This is a genomic window from Arthrobacter sp. 05T442, from assembly GCF_056395945.1.
The window spans coordinates 67,395-89,657 of the sequence record NZ_JBFTKM010000012.1 but is presented as its reverse complement, the minus strand read 5'-3'; the positions used below and the strand labels follow the sequence as shown (position 1 = coordinate 89,657).

Sequence of the window (22,263 nt, the reverse complement as noted above, 5' to 3'; positions counted from 1 at the left end):
CCCACGGCGGGGACTAAGCTTGATGCCATGACTCTTGAGTTCTCCCAGCTGGGTCTCGCCCCGGACTTCATCGACTACACGCACGGCTGGGATATCCAGCGCGAACTCCACGGAAAAGTCGTTGCCGGCGCGGCGCCCAGCAGCGTGCTGCTGCTCGAACATTCCGCCGTCTATACTGCCGGCAAACGTACCGAAGACCACGAACGTCCCTTCGACGGAACTCCCGTGGTCGCGGTGGACCGCGGCGGCAAGCTCACGTGGCACGGTCCCGGGCAGCTGGTGGGCTACCCCATCATCAAACTGAAGAACCCGGCCGGCATCCGCGACTACGTGGAACGCCTCGAAGCGGTCATCATCGCCGTCCTGGCCGACTACGGCATCGACGCCGTGCGCATCAAGGGCCGGGCCGGGGTGTGGATCGACGAGGACAGCAGGGGCCCCGCCCGGAAGATTGCCGCCATCGGCATTCGCGTCCATGAGGGCGTCACCATGCACGGCTTCGCAATCAACTGCAACAACGACCTCGCCCCGTACGGCCAGATCATCGCCTGCGGCATCACCGACGCCGGAGTCACCACCATCGCCCAGGAGACCGGCCGGGACGTCACCCCGGCCGACCTCGTGTCGCGGATCACCGAAGAACTGCGCAACAATGAAGAAGCCCTAGTTGCGACCCACGAAGGAGCTCTACTGTGACACTGGCACCAGAAGGCCGGAAAATGCTGCGCATTGAACAGCGCAATGCGGCCACCCCGGTGGAACGTAAGCCGGAATGGATCAAAGCCAAGGTCCAGATGGGCCCCGAGTTCGTCCAGCTCAAGAACCTCGTGAAGAAGGAAGGCCTCCACACCGTATGTGAGGAGGCCGGCTGCCCCAACATTTTCGAATGCTGGGAAGACAAGGAAGCGACCTTCCTGATCGGCGGCTCCGAATGCACCCGGCGCTGCGACTTCTGCCAGATCGACACCGGCAAGCCCTCCCCGGTGGACATGTTCGAGCCCACCAAGGTGGCCCGCTCCGTCCAGGCCATGCAGCTGCGCTACGCCACCGTCACGGGCGTGGCCCGCGACGACCTCGCCGACGAGGGTGTGTGGCTCTACGCCGAGACGGTCCGCAAGATCCACGAGCTGAATCCGGGCACCGGCGTTGAGCTCCTGATCCCCGACTTCTCCGGCAAGCCCGAGCACATCGAGGCCATCTGCGACTCCAAGCCCGAGGTGTTCGCCCATAACGTGGAGACCGTCCCGCGGATCTTCAAGCGCATCCGCCCCGCGTTCCGCTACGACCGTTCGCTGGATGTCATTACGCAGGGACGCAAGTTGGGCATGGTGACTAAGTCCAACCTGATCCTGGGCATGGGCGAGACCCGCGAGGAGATCTCCGAGGCGCTGCGCGACCTGCACGACGCCGGCTGCGACCTGATCACCATCACCCAGTACCTGCGCCCGTCCGAACGGCACCTGCCGGTGGACCGCTGGGTCAAGCCGCAGGAGTTCGTGGACCTGCAGCAGGAGGCCGACGAGATCGGTTTCCTCGGCGTGATGAGCGGTCCGCTGGTGCGTTCCTCCTACCGCGCCGGCCGGCTCTGGGCCACGGCAATGCGCAAGAAGGGCTGGGAAATCCCGGCCGAGCTCGCGCACATCGAATCCTCGGGCAGCACCCGGCAGGAAGCCAGTTCGCTGCTCGCCGCACACTCCTGAATCATTTTGTAAAAATTTGCGGCCAAGGGCCGGACGCCGGACATTTCCGCCGTCCGGCCCTTGGCCGTGAATCACGTAGAATTAAGGCACTATGGCGAATTCCTCTGATTCCAGCACGTCCAGCCCGGCTTCTGATGCTTCGAAGCGTGGCCTTTTTTCCCGCAAGCCCAAGGAAGCAAAGGCCAAGAAGCCGAGCCGGCTGAAGCAAATCGGCGAGGTCTTCCAGATGACCCGCCGCCACGATCCCATGGTCCAGTGGCTCATGCTGCTGGCATTCCTGGGCGTCGTGGCCGTCAGCCTCCTGGTTGGCTTCCTGCTGGACAACTGGATCACCGGACTGATCATCGGCATTGCACTGGGCACTCTCGCCGCAACCCTGATCCTGTCACGCCGGGCAGAGCGCGCCGCCTTCGCACAGATCGAAAACCAGCCCGGCGCATCCGGAGCTGCGCTCGGCACGCTCAAGCGCGGCTGGATCACCGAGGACCAGCCCGTCGCCGTGAATCCCCGGACCCAGGACGCCGTCTTCCGCGCTGTTGGCCGTCCCGGCGTCGTGCTCGTCAGCGAAGGTCCCAGCCACCGGGTCAAGCCGCTCGTCGACGCCGAGCGCAAGCGCCTGGCCCGCATCCTGCCCAACGTCACCATCCATGTGATTGAGAGCGGCCGCGGCGAGGGCCAGGTGCCCATTAGCCAGATCGCCAGGAAGATGAACAAGCTGAACAACGAACTGACCAAGATCGAGGTCAGCGCCGTGTCCAAGCGCATTTCATCGCTCGGCGGCCGCCTGCCCATCCCCAAGGGCATCGATCCCTACAAGGCCCGTCCGAGCCGCGGACGCTAGGCCCACAACGCTTGAGAGGAACGCCCCGGTTCACGGCCATACCAGGCCGGGAACCGGGGCGTTTTCGTATGATGTGCCCGGCTGTTCCGGACGAACGGCTGGGCGTCCGCGGGCGTCACTCACGTTTGCCGCGTCCGGCGTGGCCTCTAACGTTACGTTCGCCGCTACAGGCGGACGAGGAGCGTATTGACTGCCTTGTCGTGGAGGCCGCGGTGGTCCGGGTCGAAGACGACGGCGGGGATCACAAGGCACAGCAGCAGGCTGCGGACCAGGGCCGCCAGCGGCCCGGCGGGTCCGCCGCCCAGCCGCACCACATGGATGCCCACGACCCGGTGCCCGATGCTGTACCCGAGCGTGCCGATCAGCAGCGCCTGTTCGATCGCGAACACGGCGAGGGTGGCCCAGGGGTTACCGGCGAACGCGAAGTTGCTGATCAGCAGCGCAATGCCCCAGTCGATGCAGATCGCGAGGATCCGGCGTCCTGCGCGGGCGATAGAGCCGGGCCCCGATTCGGGAAGTCCCAGCCGCTCCCCCGGGTACTTGGAGATGCCGGACGTGTCCGGTCCGCTGAGCCATGAGCCTATGTCTTTACGATCAACCACCCACCAAGACTAGCGGTTCAGGCGTGGTCACACTGTGGACTTTCCGGGCTCACACTGTGGAACCGAATAGGTCGCGCCATGGACACGGACTACGGTTTACCTCCTAGGGCATTCTGTAACGTGCCCGAAACAATGCGGACACCATGGGGAAATCCCGTGTCCTTAGGGTGGTAACAGTTGCTAGCGGCTAAGGAGCGGGGATGCTTTTTGCTTTCCCGCTGTCGGACTGCGCTGGACCATAGTGCCTGACGGCCAGTTATTCTCATATGCGTAAGGAGCATAGATGTTCAAGACTGCGGACGAAGTCCTCAAGTTCATCAAAGACGAAGACATTAAATTCGTCGATATCCGCTTCACCGACCTCCCTGGCGTTCAGCAGCACTTCAACGTGCCCGCCAAAAGCGTCGACGCGGACTTCTTCGTCAACGGCCAGCTGTTCGACGGATCTTCGATCCGTGGCTTCCAGGGCATCGCCGAGTCTGACATGCAGCTCATCCCGGACGTGACGACGGCGTTCCTCGACACGTTCCGCATGGAGAAGACGCTCGCGCTGAACTTCTCCATCGTGAACCCCCGCACCGGTGACCCGTACCACCGCGACCCCCGCGGCGTGGCAGAGAAGGCTGAGGCCTACCTCGCATCCACCGGCATTGCCGACACCGCATTCTTCGCGCCGGAGGCCGAGTTCTTCGTCTTCGACAACGTCCAGTACCAGTCGTCCCCGCAGGGCAGCTTCTACAAGATCGACTCCGAAGAAGCCCACTGGAACACCGGCCGTGAAGAAGAAGGCGGAAACCTCGGTTACAAGACCCCCGTCAAGGGCGGCTACTTCCCTGTTTCCCCGACCGACAAGCAGGCCGACCTGCGCGACGCCATGTGTGTCGCCTTGGACGAAGCCGGCCTTGAAGTCGAGCGAAGCCACCACGAAGTCGGTTCCGCCGGCCAGGCCGAGATCAACTACAAATTCACCACGCTGACCCACGCGGCTGATGACCTTCAGAAGTTCAAGTACGTCATCAAGAACACCGCCGACGCCTGGGGCAAGTCGGTCACGTTCATGCCGAAGCCGGTCTTCGGCGACAACGGCTCGGGCATGCACTGCCACCAGTCGCTGTGGAACGGTGGCGAGCCGCTGTTCTACGACGAGAAGGGCTACGCCGGCCTGTCCGACATGGCACGCTGGTACATTGGCGGCCTGCTGAAGCACTCCTCGGCCGTGCTGGCCTTCACCAACCCGACGGTCAACTCCTACCGCCGCCTGGTCAAGGGCTTCGAGGCCCCGGTCAACATGGTGTACTCGCAGGGCAACCGCTCCGCCGGTATCCGTATCCCGATCACGGGTTCCAACCCGAAGGCCAAGCGCATCGAGTTCCGCGCTCCGGACCCCTCCTCGAACCCGTACCTGGCATTCGCTGCGCAGCTGATGGCCGGCATTGACGGCATCCGCAACCGCATCGAACCGCCGGCTCCCATCGACAAGGACCTCTACGAGCTCCCCGCTGAGGAAGCCAAGGACATCCCCAAGGCTCCGGGCACGCTCGAAGAGGCCCTGGACGCCCTGGCTGAGGACAACGAGTTCCTGCAGGCCGGCGGGGTCTTCACCCAGGACCTGATCGACACCTGGATCGAGTACAAGTACGAGAACGAGATCCGTCCGCTCTCACTGCGCCCGAACCCGTTCGAGTTCGAGCTCTACTACGGGGTCTAGCCAGATCATAGGGCTAAACAGGCTTTAATCCGCGAGGAGTCCGCAGAACGTGGATTCCGAGGATCAACAAAGGGAGGTTGCCGCCGGCGTCGTGCCGGTGGCCGCCTCCCTTTTCTTCTGCCGGCACACGGTGCGTGTGCCGGCGGCAATCGTCCGTCCGCATGCCGGGATTCACGACGCGCATGCCGGCCCGGGAACAACCCGCGGACGGTTTCCCGGCCTCCCCGATCGCGTCGGACACTACTATAATTTTGTTCACACCCCGCGGCGGGAGATGAGCGATGATACGCGGATTTGGCAGACGTCAAACGGGCAGACAGGGAATTGGCCTGATCGGGTTCGTGTACCTGGCCATCGGCCTGATCGTGGCCGCCACCCACGGCTACCTCGTGGCATGGAACATTCCCGGTAACATCCTCGAAGGCCTGGTCGCGATCGTGCTCTGGCCGCTCGTGGCCATCTTCGGAGTCGATCTGCACACACTGATCGCCTAGAGCGGCAGGCCCCCGCTGCAGCCGCGGCATCGCGTACGGCGCGCCGCGCGGTGCCGGAATGCTCGCGCCCTCGAGGCGTTTACCGGGCGGGGCGCTCCCCCTCCGGTGAGGCGCGGCGATACCATTCGCGGGCGCGCATCGCGAGCTTGGCGCTGTTGCGGCAATTGAGATTGCTGCAGTGCGAGGGGGTTTCGGACTGCGGCCCATTGGTGTTTGGCCCGCCATAATTGAGCCGGGCAAAAGCAACGGCTGATCCGCACGCAGAACAAACGAGGACTGGCCGCATCGTCAGGCGCCCGCCCCGGGACGTGTCCGCGCCAGGGTGCCGGCCGGCTCGATGATGCCCCTGCTGCCGCCGGGTTCGCGTGTGCGACTATGACGTCCGGCTTCCATACATCCCCTTGTTTTGGCGTGCGATCAGCCTACAGCGCCAGAGCGAATCGCAGAAGGGGCCGGAGGCAAAAGCCCACTTCAACCCCGATCCGGAAAACCGGTCTAGTCCAGGTTTGAATCGGCCGGCCCCGGAGTGCAGCGACACGGGGCGCGAGGCGAAAGGTGCCGCCCCTGCATCATTGGGGGACTTTGCAGGGACGACACACTACAAAGCTACCCCCGGCAAGGGCCCGCACCCGGTGTCCCTGGGAAAGTCTTAACGGGTTCATAACGCCGGCACCGCGAAAGGAACCCGCCAGCCGCGACGGCTGGCGGGTTCGTGGTTGCAGCGGCGGCCGCGAACGTGGCTAACGCCGCTTGCCGAACCTGAACGACAGGCCTGGAAAGATCCGGATGCTTCCACGGCCCCGGCTGTTCAGCGTGACCGGCCCCGACCGCCCGGAAAGGCTCGCCCCGGACCTGGAAAAATTGAGCGCGGATCCCTTGCCGAGCCTGATCCGTTTCCTGAACACAAAACCCACGAATATACCCCCATCATTTGTCGTACCCCGAGAGTACTGTCATCCGCGTGGTGAAGATAGATGTGGATGCGGTCGGCGCGATGCTGGATCAGCTGCTGGCGGACCCTGGCCGTTCCCTGTTCCAGGATCTGGAGCCTGACTACGAGTTTCTGGAACCTTTGGCCTGCTGCACCTGCCGGTGTCACCGTTGAGCACTGCCGCCCGAGCCGCCGTCCCCGGCAGCCGGGGCCTCGCCTGTCAGCCGGCAGGTGTCCCGTACGCCCGGCTCAGAACGCCGAAAACATGGTCCGCTGCGGCCCGGCGTCACCGGCCAGGTATTGGCCGCGGTCCTCGAATCCCGCCTTGCGGTACGCGGCCAGCCCGGCCGGATTAATTTCGTTGACGGAGAGCACGACGCCGGCCTGTCCCGAGCCCAGTCCCGCCGTCAGTTTCGCTGCCTCCCGCACGGCGGCCGCGACGGCGAGCGTGCCCAGCCCTTTCCCCTGTTGGCGTTTGTCGATCAGGAAGCCGCGGAGCAACCACACGGAGTCGTCGTCCGGCCAGCCCGCCAGGGTGGCAGCACCCCTCTGCAGGGTCAGCACACCGACGGCGGCCCCGTTGGAGTCGACCACGAACGGATACCGGGACTTCTCTTCCAGTGCCACGAGGACCATGCGCAGCGGATCCCCGACGAATGTCCGCTGTTCCTCCCCCACGTCGAGCTCGGCGATCTCGCCCAGTTTGATGGCCCGGGCGTCGGCGCCGAGATTCTTCAGGGCCAGAAGCCACACGTTGTCAGGCATGCAACGAGCCTACCCAAGGTCACCAGCCCCGGTGCTCCGCGCAGGCCGGCACTCCGGAGCGTCGGAAAGCCCGGGTGGGCTCCGCCGTCGTCGTGGTCAGGCCGGCTCCTACAGCGCGGCGTCTTTCGGGGGCCCTGCGGGATCCATCCACATGACCTCCCAGAGGTGCCCGTCGGGATCCTGGAAGCTGTGGGTGTACATGAAACCGTAGTCCTGGGCCTCCTGGGAGGGCGCACCCCCGGCGGTCAGGGCCTGGCGGACCATCTCGTCGACCGCCTCGCGGCTGTCCACCGAGCAGGTCATGATGGCCTCCGTGGCGCCGGTGGCGTCCGCGAGGTCTTTGGAGGTAAATGTCTTGAAATACGCTTCCACGAGCAGCATCACGCAGGCGCCATCGTTGACGATCAGGCACGTGGCATTCTCATCGGTGTAGTCCGGGTTGAACGTGAAGCCGAGAGCTGCAAAGAATTCAACGGATTTGTCGAGGTTCCTGACGGGGAGGTTCACAAACAGTTGCCTGGCCATGCGCCCAAGGTAGCACCGGGCGCGTGGCGTGTCAGCAGGTGCGCCCGCCTTGTGCCCTCCCCGCCGGCGTCCCCTCCGGAGTCCCGGCCGGAGGAAAATGCCCGTACCGACGCTACTGGCCGTAGAAGACCCGCTCGAACACCGCGCGGGCCCGCCGGCTGAGCCGCAGGTAATCCTCCTCCAGCGCCGTGGCATTGCCGTGCCCGTAGCCGCACCAGCGCGCCACGGCCTCAAGGTCCCGTCGGGAGGACGGCAACAGGTCCGAGGGCCGGCCCGTCCAGATCACGTTGGCGGAGCGGATCCGGCTGGCCAGCCGCCAGGCCCGCAGCAGGATGACGGCGTCCCCGGCTTCGATCAAGTCCAGCGCCGCAGCGGCCTCCAGCGCCTCCACAGTGGAGGTGCTGCGCAGCTCCGGGTGCTTGCCGGCATGCTCGAGCTGGAGCAGCTGGGCGAGCCATTCGACGTCGCTGAGTCCTCCCCGGCCAAGCTTCAGGTGACGGGCCGGATCGGCGCCTCGCGGCAGCCGCTCCGCCTCGACCCGTGCCTTCACCCGCCGGACTTCCCGCACGTCCTGGTCCGAGAGCGAGTCCGGATAACGGATCGGATCGATCAGTGCGACGAATTCGGCGGCCAGATCGTCATCGCCTGCCATGGGACGGGCCCGCAGCAAGGCCTGCGCCTCCCACACCAGGGACCAGCGGCGGTAGTATTCGGCGTACGAGTCCAAGGACCGGACCATTGGTCCGCTCTTGCCCTCGGGACGCAGGTCGGCGTCCACCACAAGGACGCGCTCGGCCAGGATGGCCGGCTTGAGCGGCTGGGTCAGCAGGCTCGAGACCCGCCCGACGATTTGTGCGGCCTGGTTCTGGGCTTCCTCCTCGGGCACCCCGGGCAGACCGCGATGGACGTACATGACGTCGGCGTCCGAACCGTAACCGATCTCGCGCCCGCCCTGGCGGCCCATGGCCACGACCAGCACGCGTGTCTTGAGGGGTCCCTCGGCAGCAACCATGGTCTCGGCAACCCGGAGCGCCCCCAGGACGGCAGCGCGGTCCGCGTCGGCCAGCGCGGCGCTCACCTGGTCCTGGTCGATCAGTCCGGCACTGTCCGCGATGGCTATCCGGAGGATCTCCCGGCGCCGGATCAGGCGGATGAGGCGCATCGCGCTCTCAGGATCCGGGTGCCGGGACATCTTCGAGGTGATCTCCAGCCATTGCGCCTCGTAGCTCAGCGGCGCCAGGTCCTTGTCCGAGCCCAGCCACGCCACGGACTCGGGTGAGACCTCCAGGAGGTCAGAGATCAGCCGGGAGTTGGCCAGCACGTGGCACAGGCGCTCCGCGGCCGCCGTCGAGTCCCGCAGCATGCCCAGGTACCAGTGCGTGGTGCCGAGGCCCTCGCTGACCCGGCGGAAGGCCAGCAGCCCGGCGTCGGGGTCCACGCCTTCCGCGAGCCAGCCCAGCAGAATCGGCAGGAGTTGCCGCTGAAGTGCCGCGCGCCGGCTGACGCCTGCGGTGAGCGCCTCGATGTGCCGCATGGCACCTTGCGGATCGAGGTAGCCCAGCGCCGCGAGGCGCCCCTGGGCGGCCTCGGGGGTCAGCCGGGCCTCCTCGCTGCTCAGGGTCGCGACCGTGTTGAGCAGGGGACGGTAGAAAATGCGTTCGTGCAGCTCGCGGACCGAGCGCTTGGTCGTTCGCCAGGCGGCGACCAGGGCGTCGGGCTTGGGCCGCTCGCTCGAGAAAGGACCCAGCACGGCCTTCGCGAGGGCGCGGAGCGAGGCTTCGTTCACCGGCATGAGGTGCGTGCGGCGCAACTGGAAGAGCTGGATCCGGTGTTCGAGCAGCCGCAGATAGCGGTAGTTGCGGTCGAATTCCGCCGCGTCGGAGCGGCTGATGTAGCCGCCGGCGGAGAGCGCCGCGATGGCCGAGGTGGTGTCCCGGCAGCGCAGCGATTCATCGGCCTTGCCGTGGACGAGCTGCAGCAGCTGGACGGTGAATTCGACGTCGCGCAGCCCTCCCCGCCCCAGCTTGATCTGGCGTTGCTCTTCCTCGGCGGGGATGTGCTCGGTCACCCGGCGGCGCATGGCGCGGACGGATTCGACGAACCCCTCGCGGCCTGCCGAAGACCAGATCAGGGGCGCGACGGCGGCTTCGTAGCGGGCACCCAGCCCGGAATCACCGGCTATGGTCCGGGCCTTGAGCAGGGCCTGGAACTCCCAGCTCTCGGCCCAGCGGGCGTAGTAGCTTTCGTGCGAGGCCAGGGTCCGGACCAGCGGTCCGGATTTGCCCTCGGGGCGCAGGTTGGCGTCCACTTCCCACAGGCCGGGTTCGCGGCTCGTGGACATGATCGCCCGGGAGATGCCGGAGGCGAGGGCCGTGCCGATCGTGTTCGCGTGGGAATCTTCCAGCGCCCCGGACTCGATCACGTAGATGACGTCGACGTCGGAAATGTAGTTCAGTTCCCGGGCACCGCACTTGCCCATCCCGATCACCGCCAGCCCGACGTCGGCCACCTCCGCGGCGTCGAACTTTTCCGCCGCCTCGGCCCGGGACACGGACAGGGCCGCCTCGACCGCAGCCCCTGCCAGGTCGGCCAGTTCCGCTCCGGCGGCAGGCATGAAATCCAGCGGATCGGCGGCGCAGAGGTCCTTGATGGCGAGCTCCACGAGTCCGCGCCGGTAGGCGGTCCGGAGCGCCGCGTAGGCTTCCTGGCCGGTCAGCGCCGCGACGGGCCGGGCGGACTTCGGATCGGCGCGCACGGACTGCAACAGACGGGCCCGCAGCGCCACGGGATCGGCGGCCCCGGGCTCCGGGCTGGCGGTGACCTCGAAGGCGTCCAGATGTTCGGGATGCCGGATGAGGAATTCGCCCAGCGCCTCGGAGGCACCGAGCACCCGGTACAGCGGCTCGCTGGTCTCCAGCTCCGCCACCGCCAGCTTCCGGAGGTCCGGATGTTTTTCGATCAGCCGGACCAGGGACTGCAGGGCCGTGTCCGGGTTCGCCGCCAGCTGGAGCCCGGCGAACAGCGCGTCCCGGTCGAGGCCCTCAAGCTCCGGCGCCGCGAGGAACCGCTCCCCCTTGTCCAGGTCGCTGAAACCGGCAGCAATGAGGCGTCGTGCCAGGCTCACCGGGGCCGCCTAAAGGATGCCGAGGTTGCGCTGCAGCTCGTAGGGCGTGACCTGGAGGCGGTAGTCCTGCCATTCGGCACGCTTGTTGCGCAGGAAGTGCTCGAACACCTGCTCGCCGAGGATCTGCGGCATGAGCTCGGAGTCTTCCATGCTCCGGATGGCGTCGTGGAGGCTGGCGGGGAGGGGATCGTGGCCCATGGCGCGGCGCTCGGCCGAGCTCAGCGACCAGATATCGTCCTCCGCCGCGGCCGGAAGCTGGTAACCCTCCTCGATCCCCTTGAGGCCGGCGCCCAGCAGCACGGCGTAGGCGAGGTAGGGGTTGGCCGCGGAGTCGATGCCACGGTATTCGATCCGGGCGGACTGGCCCTTGCCGGGCTTGTACAGCGGAACGCGGACGAGGGCCGAGCGGTTGTTGTGGCCCCAGCTAAGGTAGCTCGGCGCCTCGCCCCCGCCCCAGAGCCGCTTGTACGAGTTCACGAACTGGTTGGTGACCGCCGTGAATTCGGGGGCGTGCTTGAGGATGCCGGCAATGAACTGGCGGGCCGTCTGGGAGAGCTGGAACTCGGCGCCGGCTTCGAAGAACGCGTTGGTGTCGCCTTCAAACAAGGAAAAGTGTGTGTGCATGCCGGATCCCGGGTGCGCCGTGAACGGCTTAGGCATGAACGTCGCGTACGTGCCCTGCTGCAGCGCGACTTCCTTGATGACCGTGCGGAAGGTCATGATGTTGTCCGCGGTCTGCAGGGCGTCCGCGTACCGCAGGTCGATCTCGTTCTGGCCCGGACCGGCCTCGTGGTGGCTGAACTCCACCGAGATGCCCACCGATTCGAGCATGGTCACCGCGGTACGGCGGAAGTCCTGCGCGACGCCGCCCGGCACGTGGTCGAAGTAGCCGCCCTCGTCCACCGGCACGGGCGAACCGTCCGGACCGGGTTCCTGGGACTTGAGCAAGTAGAACTCGATCTCCGGGTGGGTGTAGCAGGTGAAGCCCATGTCCGCGGCCTTGGCCAGGTTGCGCTTGAGCACGTTGCGGGGGTCCGCGGCGGAGGGTTCGCCGTCTGGGGTCAGGATGTCGCAGAACATCCGCGAGGTCGCCTCCGTCTCGCCGCGCCACGGCAGGATCTGGAAGGTGGCGGGGTCCGGCTGGGCCAGCATGTCGGATTCGAAGACGCGGGCGAGCCCCTCAATGGACGAGCCGTCAAAGCCCAGGCCTTCTTCAAAAGCGCCTTCAACCTCGGCCGGGGCAAGCGCCACGGACTTGAGCGATCCCACGACGTCGGTGAACCACAGGCGCACGAACCGCACGTCTCGCTCTTCGATCGTCCGCAGGACAAACTCTTGCTGGCGGTCCATAGTGGCCTCTTTCTGGTTCTTTCGTCCGTGCCCCAGGCCCTACATGCATGGATCCCGCAGCTGCTCACGTTTCACTTTACTAAGCATTGCCACCGATTGCTGGAGCAGCCGTCGCGCGTAACACAGCGTTAACACAAGGGCCCTGAAATCGGGTGCCGCTGCCCACCCGGAGCCCCCATGACCGCCCGTGTGACATGATTCACCGGCCACGGCCCGGAACCCCGGTAGCTAGTACGCGCGGTATCGCACTACGGTGGTGCCATGGCCACTAGCAACAGCTCCGATTCCAGCACGCCCGCAGAAATGGCGGCCCCCTACGGCAACGGCCCGGCGGCAACTGCTGCGGACACCACCGCGGATCCGGCGGAGGCACCCAGGAAGCGTGTGGCCAGGATCCGCACCCACCACCTGCGCGAGGCCAAGCTGAACGGCGGGCGCTTTGCCATGCTGACCGCCTACGACCAGTACGCCGCGGAGATCTTCGACCAGGCGGGCATCGAAGTGCTCCTCGTGGGCGACTCGGCCTCCAACAACGTCTTTGGCAACGAGACCAGCCTTCCCGTAACGGTGGACGAACTGATTCCGCTGTGCCGCGCCGTCGCGCGCTCGGCGCGGCGTGCCCTCGTGGTGGCCGACCTTCCGTTCGGCAGTTACGAGGTCTCCGCCCAGCAGGCCGTGGCGACCGGTGTGCGGTTCCTCAAGGAGGGACTCGCGCACGCCGTCAAGATCGAGGGCGGCAAGTTCTACGCCGAGACCGTCCGGGCGATGGTCCAGGCCGGAATCCCGGTCATGGCGCACATCGGCTTCACGCCGCAAAGCGAACATGCCCTCGGCGGGTACCGCGTCCAGGGCCGGGGCGACGACGCCCGGCGGCTGATCGAGGACGCCGTGGCGCTGGCCGACGCCGGCGCGTTCTGCGTGCTCATGGAAATGGTCCCGGCAGCCACAGCGGCCGCCGTGGACGCCGCCGTCGACGTCCCCACGATCGGGATCGGGGCCGGCAACGCGACCACCGGGCAGGTGCTGGTGTGGCAGGACATGGCCGGACTCCGCGGCGGCCGGATGGCGAAGTTCGTCAAGCAGTACGCGGATCTGCGCACCACCCTCAGTGACGCCGCGAAAGCCTACGGCGACGACGTCCGGTCCGGCGTCTTCCCCGGCCCGGAGCACTCCTTTTAAAGACCGTCTTAGAGGTCGTCGCCTTCCACAGGTCGTCGTCGTGGCCGGCACGGTGCACCGGCCGCCGCCGCGGGCGGCAACAGGCTAGTCGTCGTCGCCCTTTTCCCAGGTCTCGTTGCGTGCCTTGACCTTCTCAAGGGCGTGTTCGGCTTCTTCCCGGGTCTTGTAGGGCCCGATGAGCTGGCTCCAGTCCGACATGGCGTCTTCTTCGACCTCATGGGTGTTGACGTTGTACCAGTACTCCGGCATTGGTGCTCCTCACGTGTTGCGCTTCATGCTGTTCGGGCCGCAATTCTTTGCGCCTGCTCCGCGGCCGTTAATGCCCGTATTTCTTGGCCGTTGGCCCGGCCTTATATGATCAATCTATGCCTTCTCTAGCCTCGACTGCACCCATCGGCACCCTGGTCCCGGGAACTGTGAGTCCCCAGCTTCCCGTACCGTCGTCCATCCCGCGTCCCGAATACGTCGGCAAGCCGGGACCGGCGAAGTTCACCGGATCGGAGATCAAGCCGGCGGAAACGATCGAGAAGATCCGGATCGCTTCACGGATTGCCGCCCAGGCCATTGTGGAGGTCGGCAAGCACATAGAACCCGGCGTCACCACGGACCGGCTGGATCGTGTGGGGCACGAATTCCTCCTTGACCACAACGCATACCCCTCCACCCTTGGATACCGGGGCTTCCCCAAATCTTTGTGCTCCTCGCTCAACGAAGTGATCTGCCACGGGATTCCGGACAGCACCGTCGTCCAGGACGGCGACATCCTCAACATCGACATCACTGCGTTCGTTGGTGGCGTGCACGGCGACACCAACTACACGTTCCTGGTCGGCGACGTCGACGAGGAGTCCCGGCTCCTCGTCGAGCGCACCGAGGAATCGTTGAACCGGGCCATCCGGGCCGTGGCACCGGGACGGGAAATCAACGTGATCGGCAGGACGATCGAGTCCTATGCCAAGCGCTTCGGCTACGGCGTGGTCCGCGACTTCACCGGCCACGGCGTCGGGGAAGCCTTCCACACCGGGCTCATCATCCCGCATTACGATGCGGCCCCGGCCTACAACACCGTCATTGAAGCCGGTATGGTCTTTACGATCGAACCCATGCTGACCCTGGGCACCGTCGACTGGGACATGTGGGCCGACGACTGGACCGTCGTGACACGCGACCGCAAACGCACTGCCCAGTTCGAGCACACCCTGCTCGTCACCGAATCCGGCGCCGAAGTCCTTACGCTGCCCTGAGGCTGCACCACACCGCACCTGCAAATACCAGCCCCGCCCGCCCCTGCCACGAACGGAAACACATTGCCCAAGAAGGACGAGAAGTCGAAGAAGAACCCCCCGCTGATCGGCATCGACATCGGCGGCACCGGGATCAAGGGCGGGATTGTCGATCTCAAGAAGGGCAAGCTGATCGGTGATCGGCTGCGCGTCCCCACCCCGCAGCCCTCAACCCCGGAATCCGTCGCGGAAGTGGTGGCACAGGTCGTGGCCGAGCTCTCGGCCCGCCCCGAGGCCCCGGCCCCGGATTCCCCCGTCGGGGTCACCTTCCCGGGCATCATCCAGCATGGCGTGGTCCACTCGGCCGCCAACGTGGACAAGTCGTGGCTGGAACTGGACATCGATGGCCTGCTTACCGCCCGCCTCGGGCGCCCCGTCGAGGTCATCAACGACGCCGACGCCGCCGGCCTGGCCGAAGCCCGCTACGGTGCCGGCGAGGGCGTCTCAGGCACCGTCCTCGTGGTCACCCTGGGCACCGGCATCGGCTCGGCCTTCATCTTCGACGGGAAGCTCGTTCCCAACGCCGAACTGGGCCACCTGGAGATTGACGGTTTCGACGCCGAAAGCAAGGCCTCCGCGGTTGCGCGCGAACGCGACGGCCTCAGCTGGGAACAGTACAGCGTGCTGCTGCAGCGGTACTTCTCCCACGTGGAGTTCCTGTTCTCCCCCGAACTGTTCATCGTCGGCGGCGGCATCTCCAAGCGGGCGGACGAATACCTGCCGCACATGAAGCTGCGCACTCCGATTGTTCCCGCCGAGCTGAAGAACGACGCCGGCATTGTCGGCGCGGCCATCGAGATAGCGCTGAAGCACAAGCTGGCCAAGTAGCCGGATGAGCCGTCACTCCGCGTCGTTCTGGGCGCCGGGAACGACCCGGAGTGATAGCTCAACGTGTGGGGTGGCGTGTTCGGGTGGGACCGGGCCCGGGTCCTAGAGCGGGCTCTTCTGCGGGTTCTTCCCGTCCAGGCCCTTCGCCGTTGCCTCATGGCGAAGCAGCGAGATGGCGGACTCGAAGTCCTCCAGGGATTCAAACGCCTGGTAAACACTGGCGAAGCGCAGGTAGGCGACCTCATCAAGCTTCTGCAACGGGTTCAGGATGGCGAGCCCGACTTCGTGGGCGTCGATCTCGGCGGCACCGGAGGCACGGATCGACTCCTCCACCTCCTGGGCAAGCATGGCCAGGTCGTCTTCCGTGACGGGACGGCCCTGGCATGCTTTGCGCACCCCGTTGATGACCTTGCTGCGGCTGAACGGCTCACCTACGCCGGAGCGCTTGATGACGGTCAGGCTTGTGGTTTCCACCGTGGTGAAGCGGCGGCCGCATTCGGGGCACTGCCGGCGGCGGCGGATGGCGGAGCCGTCGTCCGCGATGCGGCTGTCGACCACACGCGAGTCAGGGTTTCGGCAGAACGGGCAATACACGTCTTTTCTCCCTGTCGCAGTCTTGTGTCCATACCCAGTTTACGGCCATATATAGCTGAATAACAATCTTGTCATTACTACATGTAGTGGTCAGCGGCACTAATTAGCGGGTGCCGGCGAACCGTGCCGTGACCGCTTCCCCGTGTGCCGGCAGGTCCTCCGCGCCGGACAGGCTCAGGATGTGTCCGCTGACCTGCTCCAGCGCAGCCTGGCTGTAGTTGATGACCTGGATGGCCCGCAGGAAGGTGGTCACGTTCAGGCCGGAGGAAAATGCCGCCGTGCCGCTGGTCGGCAGCACGTGGTTGGAGCCGGCACAGTAGTCCCCCAGGCTCACGGGGCTGTAGTCCCCGACAAAGATGGCCCCTGCGTTGCGGATCCGGGCAGCCACCCTGGCGGCATCCGCCGTCATGATTTCCAGGTGCTCCGCCGCGTAGGCGTCACAGGCGGCGATCCCCTGCTCCAGGTCCTCGACCAGGACGACGCCGGACTGCGGCCCCGAGAGCGCCTCCCGGACCCGGCCGCTGTGCTTGGTGGCGGACACCATGCGGTCCAGCTCCACGCGCACTGCCGCCGCGAGGGTCCCGGAGTCGGTGATCAGCACCGACGCCGCTTTGGGGTCATGCTCAGCCTGGCTGATGAGGTCCGCGGCGACGAGGTCCGGGCGGGCGGTGGCGTCGGCAAGGATCGCGATTTCCGTGGTGCCTGCCTCGGAGTCGATCCCCACGACGCCCTTGACGAGGCGCTTCGCGGTGGCGACAAAGATGTTGCCGGGACCGGTGACGACGTCCACCGGGTCCAGCCCCGCATCCTCGCCTGACCCCGGGATGCCGTAGGCAAAGGCCGCGATGGCCTGCGCGCCGCCGATGGCATAGACCTCATCGATGCCAAGCAGGCAGGCAGCCGCAAGGATGGTGGGGTGCGGGAGGCCACCGAAGTCCTTCTGCGGCGGCGACGCCAGGGCAATGGACTCGACGCCGGCAGCCAGGGCCGGAACGACGTTCATGATCACCGAAGACGGATAGACGGCCAGGCCGCCGGGGACGTACAGGCCCACGCGGGCCACCGGCACCCAGTTCTGGCTGACGACGGCGCCTTCGCCGAGTTCGACGTCGACGTTGGCCGGACGCTGGCTGTCGGCGAAGCGGCGTGCCCTGCGGATGGACTCTTCCAGTGCGGCCCGCACGGCCGGGTCCAGGCCGTCCAGGGCCGCCCGCAGTGCCTCGGACGGGACGCGCGGATGGGTCTGGGCTACACCGTCGAAGCTCAGGGCCAGTTCCCGGAGCGCGGCGAAGCCCCGCGTGCGGACGGACGAAATGATGTCCAGGACCTTTTCCTCGGCGTCGGCCATGGTGCCCGACTGTGCCCGCGGGACGGCGGCGCGGAGTCCCGCGAGAGTCAGATGCTGGCCGCGCAGGTCCACGGTGCGGAAGTCGATGGCGGCTGGAACCGTGCGCACGGGGCTGTCAGGATTATGGGTCACCCGTTCATTTTACGTGCCCGGCGGCAGGGTCCCGACGCGGTTGCGGCCGGAAGTCGCTATGTCAGTCATCGCAGTCCCGCGTGCGGCCGGACGGCGCGAAGACGCTCTGCAGGAAGATGGCCAGGGCGATCGCGGCCGGCCAGATGGCCAGGACGGCATAGGACCGCAGCGAGAACGCGATGCTCGCGTTTGCCGAGGCGTCCACCGGAGCACCCCACCAGCGGGAGCTGAGCACGCCGGTCGCGCACGCGATCACGGCTCCCAGTGCGCCGGCCAGCACCACCAGTACGACGGTCCCGGACGTTGGGCTTTCGTGCTTCGAACCGGACACCAGCGCTCCGGCAACGCAGCCCGCCAGCAGGAACAACCCCGCCAGCACCAGATCCCGGGGCAGCCAGGTCGCGGTGTTACTGCCCGCAGCCAGCGCGGGGTCCCCCGTCAAGAGGTTGAGCCCCGACGGCGCCAGGATCCACCAGAGAAGCCCCACCGGCACACCGGCCACCGTGATGGCCGCGGCCTGCCGCCAGGGCGCGACGCGCCGCCGGGGCGCCTGCCCGGGTTGCATGGGGTCCTCGGTGTCCTGCTGAACCCGGCCGTGTACTGCGGACTGTGTCATGCAACAAACGGTAACAAGGATTCGGCCGGCCCGGCGCACGACGCAGCGCGTCATCATCTGGCGCGGCAGGTAAAAAGGCGCAGCGCCCGGTCCTGGGCGCAATACGCTGGCAGCTAGGAACAATCGCACGCAAATACAGCAGGGAGTTCGATGGCAGTGGCCACAAATGACGGAGTCTTCGAGGGGACGTTCAAGGAAATGTTCCGCCGGCACGCGGCCGGCGTGGCCATCATTACCGCCAATTACGACGGCGTCCCGTTCGGTTTCACGGCGACCTCGGTGGCTTCCTTGTCCGCCAAGCCGCCTCGGTTCACGTTCAACATGGCGCGCACGTCACGCTCGTGGCCGGCCGTGGCGAATACCACGTACATCGGCGTGCACATGCTCGGGCTGGAAAACCAGGAGTTGGCCGATCGATTCGCCCGGGCGGGCAACCGCTTCGACGGCGACCACTGGGAGCTGGGACCCCATGAGGTTCCCGTCCTCAAAGGCGTCGCCGGCTGGCTCATCGGGAAAGTCCAGATGCGCCTCTCCTTCGAGAACAACGCGGTGGTGGTGGTCGAGGTGGTCGAGGGCCAGGTCGGCGCGGACGGCGCTCCCCTCCTGTACCACTCCGGGGCCTACAGCCGGCCTGTCCCGCTCGACTACGAGATCTGAGCGGAACAGGCGGACGGCGGCAGGGCCTAGTTATCCAGGCACGTCGGGCCGAGTAGCACCTTCAGGTCGCCGAACAGGGACGGGCTCGGGTTGACCCTTAGGTGCACCGGAAGGCCCATGACCTCCACGCGGGAGTCCCCCTGCAGGTGGAGGCGGACCTCGGACTTACCGCGGTGCGTCCTGAGCACATCTCCGAGTTCGGTCACTACGGCCTCGGTTGCCTTGTGCGTGGCCATGGTGATCACCACGGGACCGTTGAGGCCCTCGCTGAGGTCCGGGACCGAGAGTTCCATGCAGTTCAATGCGACGGCACCGTCATCGCGGCGCTGCAGCCGGCCCTTCACCACCACGATCAGGTCCTCCGCCAGGACGGAGGCTATGGGCCCGTAGACCTGGCCGAAGAACATGACCTCCACCGAACCGCCGAGGTCCTCGATCTCGGCGCGGGCGTAGGCGTTGCCGCTGGCTTTGGCGATCCGCCGGCTGAGCGAGGTGATCATGCCCGCGATGGTGACGATGGCGCCGTCGTGCGGTCCGTCCTCGGCGATGATCGAGGTGATCGACTGGTCGGCGTGCTGGCTCAGGAGCCCTTCCAGGCCCTGCAGCGGGTGGTCCGAGACGTAGAGGCCGAGCATGTCCCGCTCGAAGGAGAGCTTGTCCTTCTTCTCCCATTCCGGGAGGTCCGGGATCTCGATGCTCAGGGAGGACTCGGATTCGGCCTCGTCGAAGCCGGCGAAGAGGTCGAACTGGCCGATCGCCTCGTTGCGCTTGAGGGTGATGACCGAGTCGATGGCTTCTTCATGGATCATGGCCAGCGCGCGCCTGTGGTGGCCCAGGGAGTCGAAGGCACCGGCCTTGATCAGTGATTCGATCGTGCGCTTGTTGCACACCACCGCCGGAACCTTCATGAGGTAGTCCTTGAAGGACGTGTAGGCGCCTTCCTTCTCGCGGGCCGCCACCATGGCTTCGACGACGTTGACGCCGACGTTGCGGATGGCTCCCATGCCGAAGCGGATGTCGTTGCCCACCGGGGTGAAGTTCAGCGCTGACTCGTTGACGTCCGGCGGCAGCACCGTGATGCCCATGCGCCGGCACTCGTTGAGGTAGATCGCGGACTTGTCTTTGTCGTCACCGACCGAGGTCAGCAGGGCCGCCATGTACTCCGGCGCGTAATGCGCCTTCAGGTAGGCGGTCCAGTAGGAGATCACGCCGTAGGCGGCCGAGTGCGCCTTGTTGAAGGCGTAGTCGGAGAACGGCAGCAGGATGTCCCAGAGGGTCTTGACGGCGGCCATGGAGTAGCCGTTGTCCTGCATGCCCTGGGAGAAGCCGGCGAACTGCTTGTCCAGCTCGGATTTTTTCTTCTTGCCCATGGCGCGGCGCAGGATGTCGGCCTGGCCGAGGGTATAGCCGGCGAGCTTCTGCGCCACGGCCATAACCTGCTCCTGGTACACGATCAGCCCGTAGGTCCCGCCCAGGATTTCCGAGAGCGGCTCCTCAAGCTCCGGGTGGATGGGGATGACGTCCTGGATCTTGTTCTTGCGCAGCGCGTAGTCGGTGTGCGCGTTGGCGCCCATGGGCCCGGGCCGGTACAGGGCCAGCACGGCGGAGATGTCTTCGAAGTTGTCAGGCTTCATCAGCTTGAGCAGGGAGCGCATCGGCCCGCCGTCGAGCTGGAACACGCCCAGGGTGTCGCCGCGGGCGAGCAGTTCATAGGACGCCACGTCGTCCAGGGCCAGGGACTCCAGGTCGAGGTCGATCCCGCGGTTCATCTTGATGTTTTCCAGGGCGTCGGAAATGATCGTGAGGTTCCGCAGGCCCAGGAAGTCCATCTTGATCAGGCCGAGGCCCTCGGACGTCGGGTAGTCGAACTGCGTGATGACCTGGCCGTCCTGGAAGCGGCGCATGACCGGGATGACGTCGATGATCGGGTCCGAGGACATGATGACGCCGGCCGCGTGGACACCCCACTGGCGTTTCAGGCCCTCGATGCCGAGCGCCGTTTCGAACACTTTGGCGGCTTCCGGGTCCGTGGCGATCAGCTGCCGGAAGTCCCCGGCCTCGCTGTAGCGCTTCGATTCCGGGTTCTGGATGTCCGCGAGCGGAATGTCCTTGGCCATCACCGCCGGCGGCAGCGCCTTGGTCAGCTGTTCGCCCATGCTGAACGGGTAGCCCAGCACGCGCGAGGAGTCCTTCAGGGCCTGCTTGGTCTTGATAGTGCCGTAGGTGACGATCATCGCGACACGTTCGTCGCCGTATTTGCGCGTGACGTAGTCGATCACCTCGGACCGGCGCCGGTCATCGAAGTCGACGTCGAAGTCAGGCATGGAGACGCGGTCCGGGTTGAGGAAGCGCTCAAAGATCAGGCCGTGGTGCAGCGGATCGAGGTCGGTGATGCGCATGGCATAGGCCACCATGGACCCGGCGCCCGAGCCGCGTCCCGGACCCACCCGGATGCCGTTGTTCTTGGCCCAGTTGATGAAGTCGGCCACCACCAGGAAGTAGCCCGGGAAGCCCATGGACGTGATGACGCCCAGTTCGTAGTCGGCCTGGGTGCGCACCTTGTCCGGGATGCCCTGGGGATAGCGGTACTGGAGTCCTTTGTCGACTTCCTTGACCAGCCACGACGTTTCGTCCTCCCCCTCCGGGCAGGGGAACCGGGGCATGTAGTTGGCTCCGGTGTTGAACGACACCTCGCAGCGCTCGGCAATCAGGAGCGTGTTGTCGCACGCCTCCGGGTGGTCGCGGAACAGTTCCCGCATTTCCTGCGGAGACTTCAGGTAGTATCCGCTGCCGGAGAAGGCGAAGCGCGAGCCGCCGTTGTCGTACGTCGGCTCCAGGAGGGTGGAACCCGACTGGATGGCCAGCAGGGCCTCGTGCGCCTTCGCGTCGTGCTCATGCGTGTAGTGGAGGTCGTTGGTGGCCACCAGGGGCAGGTTCAGTTCCCTGGCCAGGCGCAGCAGGTCACCCGTGACGCGCCGCTCGATGTCCAGTCCGTGGTCCATGAGTTCGCAGAAGTAGTTCTCGGCGCCGAAGATGTCGCGGAACTCGGCGGCCGCCTCGACGGCTTCCCGGTACTGCCCGAGCCGGAGCCTCGTCTGGACCTCACCGGAAGGGCAACCGGTCGTGGCGATCAAGCCTTCGGAGTAGGTGTTGAGCAGTTCGCGGTCCAGACGCGGCCATTTGCCGAAGACCGAGTCCAAGGAGGCGATCGACGAGGCCCGGAACAGGTTCCGCATGCCCACATTGTTGTAGCTGAGGAGCGTCATGTGCGTATAGGAGCCACCGCCGGAGATGTCATCCTTGCGCTGGTTCTCCTCGCCCCAGCGGACGCGGGTCTTGTCCGTGCGCGCGGTGCCGGGGGTGACGTAGGCCTCGACGCCGATGATCGGCTTGATGCCCTGGTCCGTGGCCCGCTTCCAGAAGTCGAAGGCGCCGAAGAGGTAGCCGTGGTCCGTCGTGGCGAGCGCGGGCATGCCGAGCCGCTCGGTTTCGTCGAACAGTTCTCCGAGCCGGGCGGCGCCGTCCAGCATCGAGTACTCGGTGTGGTTGTGGAGATGGACAAACGAGTCGTTGCTGGAAGTCACCG

Annotated in this window: 19 protein-coding genes and 1 pseudogene; 9 read left to right on the top strand and 11 right to left on the bottom strand. The window is 66.2% G+C overall.

What is annotated here, in order from left to right:
- Positions 1-6: 6 nt before the first annotated feature.
- The 3 genes and pseudogenes from lipB to AC1DES_RS12920 form a co-directional block, all read left to right on the top strand.
- A pseudogene (gene lipB, locus AC1DES_RS12930) lies at positions 7-696 on the top strand (lipoyl(octanoyl) transferase LipB); the annotation flags it as partial.
- Positions 693-1,700, top strand: a complete 1,008-nt coding sequence (gene lipA / locus AC1DES_RS12925) for a lipoyl synthase (protein ID WP_476896102.1) — start codon at positions 693-695, stop codon at positions 1,698-1,700. The pseudogene lipB and the gene lipA, both read left to right, overlap by 4 nt.
- A 91-nt stretch (positions 1,701-1,791) precedes the next feature.
- Positions 1,792-2,541: a DUF4191 domain-containing protein gene (locus AC1DES_RS12920; RefSeq protein WP_476896101.1), complete on the top strand. Its 750-nt coding sequence runs from the start codon at positions 1,792-1,794 to the stop codon at positions 2,539-2,541.
- Positions 2,542-2,705: 164 nt separating this feature from the next.
- Here AC1DES_RS12920 and AC1DES_RS12915 read toward each other — a convergent pair whose 3' ends face one another.
- Positions 2,706-3,143 (bottom strand): RDD family protein, encoded by a 438-nt coding sequence (locus tag AC1DES_RS12915; protein WP_476896100.1) that lies wholly within the window; start codon positions 3,141-3,143, stop codon positions 2,706-2,708.
- A 283-nt stretch (positions 3,144-3,426) separates the two neighbouring features.
- Between AC1DES_RS12915 and glnA (AC1DES_RS12910) the strand changes: the two genes are divergently transcribed.
- Together glnA (AC1DES_RS12910) and AC1DES_RS12905 are read left to right on the top strand one after the other, a co-directional pair.
- Positions 3,427-4,851, top strand: coding sequence for a type I glutamate--ammonia ligase (gene glnA, locus AC1DES_RS12910; RefSeq protein WP_476896099.1), 1,425 nt, complete (start codon positions 3,427-3,429; stop codon positions 4,849-4,851).
- A gap of 341 nt (positions 4,852-5,192) precedes the next feature.
- Entirely contained in the window at positions 5,193-5,345 is a 153-nt protein-coding gene (locus AC1DES_RS12905; protein WP_476896098.1) for a hypothetical protein, read from the top strand.
- A gap of 740 nt (positions 5,346-6,085) precedes the next feature.
- Here the strand turns inward: AC1DES_RS12905 and AC1DES_RS12900 are convergent.
- From AC1DES_RS12900 to glnA (AC1DES_RS12880), 5 genes are all read right to left on the bottom strand, one after another.
- Positions 6,086-6,250: a DUF4236 domain-containing protein gene (locus AC1DES_RS12900; RefSeq protein ID WP_476896097.1), complete on the bottom strand. Its 165-nt coding sequence runs from the start codon at positions 6,248-6,250 to the stop codon at positions 6,086-6,088.
- Positions 6,251-6,525: 275 nt separating this feature from the next.
- Complete coding sequence (locus AC1DES_RS12895; RefSeq protein ID WP_476896096.1) at positions 6,526-7,041, bottom strand: GNAT family N-acetyltransferase; 516 nt, start codon at positions 7,039-7,041, stop codon at positions 6,526-6,528.
- Positions 7,042-7,149: 108 nt separating this feature from the next.
- Positions 7,150-7,566: a VOC family protein gene (locus AC1DES_RS12890; protein WP_476896095.1), complete on the bottom strand. Its 417-nt coding sequence runs from the start codon at positions 7,564-7,566 to the stop codon at positions 7,150-7,152.
- Positions 7,567-7,678: 112 nt separating this feature from the next.
- The gene (locus AC1DES_RS12885; RefSeq protein WP_476896094.1) at positions 7,679-10,690 is read right to left on the bottom strand and encodes a bifunctional [glutamine synthetase] adenylyltransferase/[glutamine synthetase]-adenylyl-L-tyrosine phosphorylase; all 3,012 of its coding nucleotides are present in this window, start codon (positions 10,688-10,690) and stop codon (positions 7,679-7,681) included.
- 9 nt (positions 10,691-10,699) lie between these two features.
- Positions 10,700-12,040, bottom strand: a complete 1,341-nt coding sequence (gene glnA, locus AC1DES_RS12880; protein WP_476896093.1) for a type I glutamate--ammonia ligase — start codon at positions 12,038-12,040, stop codon at positions 10,700-10,702.
- A gap of 261 nt (positions 12,041-12,301) precedes the next feature.
- Here glnA (AC1DES_RS12880) and panB point away from each other — a divergent pair, with 261 nt between their 5' ends.
- On the top strand, positions 12,302-13,219 hold the full coding sequence (panB, locus tag AC1DES_RS12875; RefSeq protein ID WP_476896092.1) for a 3-methyl-2-oxobutanoate hydroxymethyltransferase: 918 nt from the start codon (positions 12,302-12,304) through the stop codon (positions 13,217-13,219).
- Between the two features lie 84 nt (positions 13,220-13,303).
- Here the strand turns inward: panB and AC1DES_RS12870 are convergent, their stop codons facing one another.
- Positions 13,304-13,468 carry an SPOR domain-containing protein gene (locus tag AC1DES_RS12870; protein ID WP_476896091.1) on the bottom strand — a complete coding sequence of 55 codons (165 nt, stop codon included), beginning with the start codon at positions 13,466-13,468 and terminating at the stop codon, positions 13,304-13,306.
- 116 nt (positions 13,469-13,584) lie between these two features.
- Here AC1DES_RS12870 and map point away from each other — a divergent pair, with 116 nt between their 5' ends.
- A complete protein-coding gene (map, locus tag AC1DES_RS12865) occupies positions 13,585-14,463 on the top strand; it encodes a type I methionyl aminopeptidase (RefSeq protein WP_476896090.1) in 879 nt (292 codons plus the stop codon).
- Positions 14,464-14,526: 63 nt separating this feature from the next.
- Positions 14,527-15,330 carry a polyphosphate--glucose phosphotransferase gene (ppgK, locus tag AC1DES_RS12860; protein ID WP_476896089.1) on the top strand — a complete coding sequence of 268 codons (804 nt, stop codon included), beginning with the start codon at positions 14,527-14,529 and terminating at the stop codon, positions 15,328-15,330.
- 102 nt (positions 15,331-15,432) lie between these two features.
- Here the strand turns inward: ppgK and nrdR are convergent, their stop codons facing one another.
- From nrdR to AC1DES_RS12845, 3 genes are all read right to left on the bottom strand, one after another.
- Positions 15,433-15,924, bottom strand: a complete 492-nt coding sequence (gene nrdR, locus AC1DES_RS12855; RefSeq protein ID WP_476896088.1) for a transcriptional regulator NrdR — start codon at positions 15,922-15,924, stop codon at positions 15,433-15,435.
- A gap of 103 nt (positions 15,925-16,027) precedes the next feature.
- Positions 16,028-17,404: a histidinol dehydrogenase gene (hisD, locus tag AC1DES_RS12850; protein ID WP_476896087.1), complete on the bottom strand. Its 1,377-nt coding sequence runs from the start codon at positions 17,402-17,404 to the stop codon at positions 16,028-16,030.
- Positions 17,405-17,465: 61 nt separating this feature from the next.
- Positions 17,466-18,020 carry a hypothetical protein gene (locus AC1DES_RS12845; protein WP_476896086.1) on the bottom strand — a complete coding sequence of 185 codons (555 nt, stop codon included), beginning with the start codon at positions 18,018-18,020 and terminating at the stop codon, positions 17,466-17,468.
- A gap of 150 nt (positions 18,021-18,170) precedes the next feature.
- On the opposite strand from AC1DES_RS12845, the gene AC1DES_RS12840 reads away from it, so the two are divergent.
- Positions 18,171-18,677: a flavin reductase family protein gene (locus AC1DES_RS12840; protein ID WP_476896085.1), complete on the top strand. Its 507-nt coding sequence runs from the start codon at positions 18,171-18,173 to the stop codon at positions 18,675-18,677.
- Positions 18,678-18,703: 26 nt separating this feature from the next.
- On the opposite strand, the gene dnaE is transcribed toward AC1DES_RS12840, so the two are convergent.
- Complete coding sequence (gene dnaE, locus AC1DES_RS12835; protein WP_476896084.1) at positions 18,704-22,261, bottom strand: DNA polymerase III subunit alpha; 3,558 nt, start codon at positions 22,259-22,261, stop codon at positions 18,704-18,706.
- Positions 22,262-22,263 lie beyond the last annotated feature (2 nt).

Bases quoted from the DNA above. Each gene is read 5' to 3' on its own strand.
- AC1DES_RS12920 (WP_476896101.1), top strand. From the start codon at position 1,792: ATGGCGAATTCCTCTGATTCCAGCACGTCCAGCCCGGCTTCTGATGCT.
- glnA (WP_476896099.1), top strand. From the start codon at position 3,427: ATGTTCAAGACTGCGGACGAAGTCCTCAAGTTCATCAAAGACGAAGAC.
- AC1DES_RS12895 (WP_476896096.1), bottom strand. From the start codon at position 7,041: ATGCCTGACAACGTGTGGCTTCTGGCCCTGAAGAATCTCGGCGCCGAC.
- AC1DES_RS12890 (WP_476896095.1), bottom strand. From the start codon at position 7,566: ATGGCCAGGCAACTGTTTGTGAACCTCCCCGTCAGGAACCTCGACAAA.
- glnA (WP_476896093.1), bottom strand. From the start codon at position 12,040: ATGGACCGCCAGCAAGAGTTTGTCCTGCGGACGATCGAAGAGCGAGAC.
- panB (WP_476896092.1), top strand. From the start codon at position 12,302: ATGGCCACTAGCAACAGCTCCGATTCCAGCACGCCCGCAGAAATGGCG.
- AC1DES_RS12870 (WP_476896091.1), bottom strand. From the start codon at position 13,468: ATGCCGGAGTACTGGTACAACGTCAACACCCATGAGGTCGAAGAAGAC.
- map (WP_476896090.1), top strand. From the start codon at position 13,585: ATGCCTTCTCTAGCCTCGACTGCACCCATCGGCACCCTGGTCCCGGGA.
- AC1DES_RS12845 (WP_476896086.1), bottom strand. From the start codon at position 18,020: ATGACACAGTCCGCAGTACACGGCCGGGTTCAGCAGGACACCGAGGAC.
- AC1DES_RS12840 (WP_476896085.1), top strand. From the start codon at position 18,171: ATGGCAGTGGCCACAAATGACGGAGTCTTCGAGGGGACGTTCAAGGAA.